Raw genomic sequence first — 5,068 nt, forward strand, 5'->3', positions numbered from 1 at the left:
GGCCGGGGTGGGGGGTTTGGATGCTCGGTGTGCCATGGAAGCGTTGGTCGGGGTGGTGGCGCGGACGGGGGGTGCCGCCGGTGTGCAGGGCGGGCTGGGCCGGCTGTCGCGTGGTCCGCTCGGGGGGCCGGACGCGCCGGTCGTCCGGACGGTGCTCGCCGCCGTGGCGCACCACGCCGACGAGGCGGACGCGGAGCTGGGGCGATCGCGCACGGCCGACGACCGGCTACGGGCCGCCCGTGCCTTCGGTCTGCGCGGCTGGTCGGTCGTACCGCACGTGGACACCCTGCTCGCCGTCGGCCGGTTCACCGAGGCCGGGGCCGTCGTCGCGGACGCCCTCGCCGAGGCCGCCGTCCTGCGGCTGCCGGGCCTGACGGCCGACCTGGAGGCCCAGGCCCTGACCCTGTGGGCGCTGCGTGGCACCCCGCTGCCGCAGCCCCGGCTCACCCCGTCGGTCTGGCGTGAGGTCTGCCTGGCGGAGAACCGGGCCACCCACGCCCGGCTGCTGCGCGCCCGCGGACTCGTCGCGCTCCTGCGCGGGGACATGGAGGACGGCTGGCGGCAGCTGCGCGGCCTGTTCGCCGCCGACGGCCCGCCCCTGCACCCCCACCTGTCCGCGCGCGCCGTCGCCGAACTCGCCGTCACCGCCCAGCGCACCGGCCGCCCCGCCGAGGCCCTGCCGATCCTGGAGCGGGTCGCGGCGGACCAGGGGGACCGCCCGAGCACCAGGATGACCCTGCTGTTGCACCACGCCGGCGCCCTCGTCGGGCCGGAGCACGAGGCCGAGCAGCACTACCAGCTGGCGCTCGTCAACCACGGCGCCGCCCGCTGGCCCTGGGAGTGCGCGCACGTCCGCCTCAACTACGCGATCTGGCTGCGCCGCTGCCGCCGCACCCGGGAGGCACGCCGGCAGCTGACCACGGTCCTGGAGACCGCCGAACACCTCGGCGCGGGCACCCTCGCGGCCGCCGCCCACCGCGAACTCCGCGCCAGCGGCGCCGCGCCCGCGCCCGCGGGTACCGGCCCGCTGGAGCAGCTCACGGCACAGCAGCGGCAGATCGTCCAGCTCGTCGCGGACGGCCTGTCGAACCGGGAGATCGGTGAGCGGCTCTTCCTCTCACCGCGTACCGTGGGCTCGCACCTGTACAAGGTGTATCCCAAACTCGGCATCAGCAGCCGCCACCAGCTCCGCGACCTGGTGCAGGACCGGTGAGCGGGCCGACGGACCGCGACCGGAGGACAGCCCGTGACACCGGCGCACCGGTCGCAGGAGAACTCATGACGTGCGCACACCGACCGCTGGAGCGCCCATGACAGCCGGACAGTCCGGCACGGCCGTCGTTCTCGACCCGGCCGTGCAGCGTCTGGTCAGCGCCGCCACCGTGCCGCCCGTCCTCGACGACCTCGGCCCGGACACGGCCCGGCAGGCGCTGCGGGAGAGCCAGGCGGACCGGTTCGAGGACTTCGCCGTGGACGCGGTCTTCCGTACGGCTCCCGTCGGCCCGTCCCGGCTGCTCGGCTTCTGGACGGTCCGCCCGGCGGGGGTGTCAGGACCGCTCCCGGTCCTGCTGTACCTGCACGGCGGCCGGTGGACACTCGGCGACGCCCAGACCCACGCCCGTCTCATCAGCGAACTCGTCACCGGCGCGGGCGTGTGCGCGGTCGTACCCGAGTACAGCCGCACCCCCGAGGCCCGTTACCCGGTGGCCGTCGAGGAGTGCTACGCCCTGCTGACCTGGGCGGTTTCCCAGGCCGGCGAACTCGACCTGGACCCCGGCCGGCTGGCGGTGGCCGGGGACTGCGCCGGAGCCACCCTCGCCACCGCCGTCACCATGCTGGCCAAGTTTCGCGAGGGCCCGCCGATCGCCGCGCAGCTCCTCTACTACCCGCTCACCGACGCCCGCTGCGACAGCCCCTCGCAACAGCAGTTCGCCACCGGCTACCTGCTCACCCGCCGGGCGCTGCGCGCCTACTGGGCACGGTACGTCGGCGACCCGGCGCGCCGGACCGAGCCCACCGCGGCACCGCTGCGGGCGCGTCCGCAGGAACTGGCCGGGCTGCCGCCCGCCCTGGTCATCACCGCCGAGGCGGACGTGGCCCGGGACGAGGGCGAGCAGTACGCGCGGCTGCTGACCGAGGCGGGCGTCGAGGCGCTGTCCGTACGGTTCCTCGGCACCGTCCACGACTTCGTGGCGCTGCACGCCCTGGCCGACAGCGACCCCACCAGGGCGGCGATCCGCACCGGCAGCGCCTTCCTGCGCACCCGCCTGGACCGCACCCACCCACCCGCGCCGACTGACCCCGCGCCGACGCACCCCGCGCCGGCTGCCTCCGCGCCGGCTGACCCCGCGTCGGCCGACCCCGCGCCGGCTGACCCCGCGCCGACGCACCCCGCGTCGGCTGATGCCGCGCCGACGCACCCCGCGCCGGCTGACCCCGTGCCGGCTGACCACGTGACTGCCGAGGACCAGTCGGGCGACTGATGCGCCGGCGCCGGTCGCCGGGCGAAGCTGGCAGCATGCCAACCGTCATCGACTCCCACGACGAGAGAGCCCGGGCCCGGGTGCTGACCACGCGCTCGGTACCGCCGCGCGAGAGCCTGGACTACTGGCACGACGCTGTGCTCGACACCCTGGTGGGGATGGACATCGCCACCGAGGGCCGCACCTACGACGCCACCCTGCGCACCGACCGCCTCGGCGACCTCCAGATCACCACCGTGGAGGCCGACCCCGGCACGGTCCACCGGGCGCCCCGCTTCATCGCCCGCGGCGACGGACGGCAGGTCTTCGTCGCCCTCCAGAGCACCGGCCGGGCCCGGGTCGAACAGGACGGCCGCCGCACCGAGCTGCGCACCGGCGACATCGGGTTCTTCGAGACCGTACGGCCCTACCGCACCGCCTTCCCGGAACGCTTCCGGATGAAGATCTTCGCGGTACCGCGCCGGCTCCTCGACCTCCCGGAGACCGACCTGGGGCGGCTCACCGGACGTGCGATACACCCCAGCGGCGGGGTGGCCGCCCTGCTCGCGCCGTTCCTGGAACGACTGGCGGACACCTCCGAGTCGTACGCGGCACCGACGGCCGAGCGGCTGGCGGCTCACGTGGTCGACCTGGTGGCGGCCACCGCGGCGGAGCAGCTGGCGCGGGACCCCGCCGAACTGCCGGGCGCCGACGGGGCGCTGCTGCTGCGCGTCAAGACGTACATCCGCTGGCAGCTGTCCGACCCCGCGCTGACCCCGGCCGTCATCGCCCGGGTGCACGGCATCTCGGTCCGCTACCTGCACCGGCTGTTCCAGGACGAGCAGACCACCGTGTGCCGGTGGATCCGCGAACTGCGGCTGCGGGAGTGCCGCCGGGAACTCGCCGCCCAGCCGCCCGGTTCCGTCAGCCTGGGCCCGGTCGCCCGGCGCTGGGGCTTCAGCGGCCCGGCCGGCCTCGGCAAGGCCTTCCGCACCGTCTACGGGCTGTCCCCGACCGACTGGCTGGACCGGGTGCGCGCGGGCGAGGCGCCATGCTGACCGCCGTCACCTGCGCCACCCGGGACCTGGCACCCGGCGACCGTCTCGCCGCCTGGCAGCGCGCCGTCTCGCGGACCTTCGTGGACGTCGAGGTCGCCGTGGACCACGACCGGCCGTGGACCGGCACCCTCACCGCCGAACGGCTGAGCGGCTTCCAGATCGCCACCGAGGAGTTCGGCCCCGGCGCGTTCCTGCGCAGCGCCCGCACCGTCGCCGCCGACCCGCGCACCCACATCCTGGTCCGCCGGCAGCTGGACGGCACCGCGCTGCTGCTCCAGGACGGCCGCACCGCCGAACTCACCCCCGGCCGGCTGGCGTTCCACGACGCCCGGCGTCCGTTCCGCATCGTGCTGCCCACCCGGCAGCGGGCCCGTGTGCTCATGGTGCCGCGTGCCCTGCTGCGCCTGGAGGAACGGCAACTGCGCGCCCTGACGGCCACCGTGGTGGACGGCGCCGACGGGGGAGCGGCGGCGCTGCTGCTGCCGCTGCTGGACGGCCTCGTCGACGAGGTGGCCCGGGCCGGCGCGTCCCGGCGCGAGCAGCTCGCCCGTACCGTCCCGGAGATCCTGGCCACCCTCGCCCTGGAACGGATCGGCGGCCGGCCCGAGTCGGCCCTGTGGGAGCGGATCACCGCGTCGGTGGAGGCCCGGCTCGGCGAACCCGGCCTCGCCCCGCGGGACATCGCCGACCAGCACGCCATCTCGCTGCGCTACCTGCACCGGCTGTTCCAGCGGCACGGCACCACCATGGGCGCCTGGGTGCGCGCCCGCCGGCTGGCCGCGGCCCGCGCGGAACTCGCCGGGCCCGGCGCCGCCCGCCGGCCGATCGGCGCGGTGGCCGCCCGCTGGGGTTTCGGCAGCGCCTCGCACTTCAGCCGGGCCTTCCGCGAGACCTACGGCACGTCCCCCGCCGAGTGGCGGCGGGCGGCGGCCGACGGGGAGTGAACGCGGACCTCCGTGCCCGGTTGTGTTCCGGGAGCGCACAGATTCGCGATCGGCGGGCGGGACGGTGCCGGTCGTGCCGATACTTGGGGCCAGTGGGGTGGGGCTGCCCCCTCGGAACGATGGAGCGGACATGACCGACGAGGCGATGGGTGACGACGTCTACCAGCCGGACGGTTCGGAGGTGCAGGACGACGCGGGGCTGCTGGACGCCGCCGACACCCTGGACTACCGGGCCGGCGAGGAGGCGCTGGACGAGGGCTACTCGCCGCCGGAGCGGCCCTGGGGCGTCGAGCACACGGGGGTGACGGCGGCGGAGGGGCACCGGGGCGAGACCCTGGACGAGCGCCTCGCCGAGGAGGTGCCGGACCTGGCGGTCCTGGAGGGCGACGGCCTCGGCGACGTCTGGGACACGGACGGCGAACTCCTCGACGACGAGGTCGGCGACGACCGCGCCGGCCGGCTCCTCGCCCCCGACGAGGGCACGCACGAGGTCGTCGACTCCGACCTGTTCGCCTCCGACCGTGGTCTGGACGGCGCCGGCGCCTCCGCGGAGGAGGCCGCGATGCACGTGATCCCGGAGCCCGACACCTTCTGACCGGCCCGG

5 protein-coding genes are annotated in these 5,068 nt (G+C 75.9%); all 5 read left to right on the forward strand.

Annotated elements, in window-relative coordinates:
• Positions 1-34: 34 nt before the first annotated feature.
• The 5 genes from AAW13_RS43545 (at position 35) to AAW13_RS43565 (ending at position 5,059) form a co-directional block, all read left to right on the forward strand.
• Positions 35-1,213, forward strand: a complete 1,179-nt coding sequence (locus AAW13_RS43545) for a helix-turn-helix transcriptional regulator (protein ID WP_071659886.1) — start codon at positions 35-37, stop codon at positions 1,211-1,213.
• Between the two features lie 97 nt (positions 1,214-1,310).
• Positions 1,311-2,483 (forward strand): alpha/beta hydrolase, encoded by a 1,173-nt coding sequence (locus AAW13_RS43550; protein WP_107483550.1) that lies wholly within the window; start codon positions 1,311-1,313, stop codon positions 2,481-2,483.
• Positions 2,484-2,518: 35 nt separating this feature from the next.
• Positions 2,519-3,520 (forward strand): AraC-like ligand-binding domain-containing protein, encoded by a 1,002-nt coding sequence (locus AAW13_RS43555; protein ID WP_046728561.1) that lies wholly within the window; start codon positions 2,519-2,521, stop codon positions 3,518-3,520.
• Positions 3,514-4,464 (forward strand): helix-turn-helix domain-containing protein, encoded by a 951-nt coding sequence (locus tag AAW13_RS43560; RefSeq protein WP_046728562.1) that lies wholly within the window; start codon positions 3,514-3,516, stop codon positions 4,462-4,464. Before AAW13_RS43555 ends, AAW13_RS43560 begins: the two co-directional genes overlap by 7 nt.
• Positions 4,465-4,594: 130 nt before the next feature.
• Positions 4,595-5,059, forward strand: coding sequence for a DUF5709 domain-containing protein (locus AAW13_RS43565; RefSeq protein WP_046728563.1), 465 nt, complete (start codon positions 4,595-4,597; stop codon positions 5,057-5,059).
• Positions 5,060-5,068: the final 9 nt, after the last annotated feature.

This window comes from Streptomyces humi, assembly GCF_001005085.2.
GTDB lineage: Bacteria > Actinomycetota > Actinomycetes > Streptomycetales > Streptomycetaceae > Streptomyces > Streptomyces humi.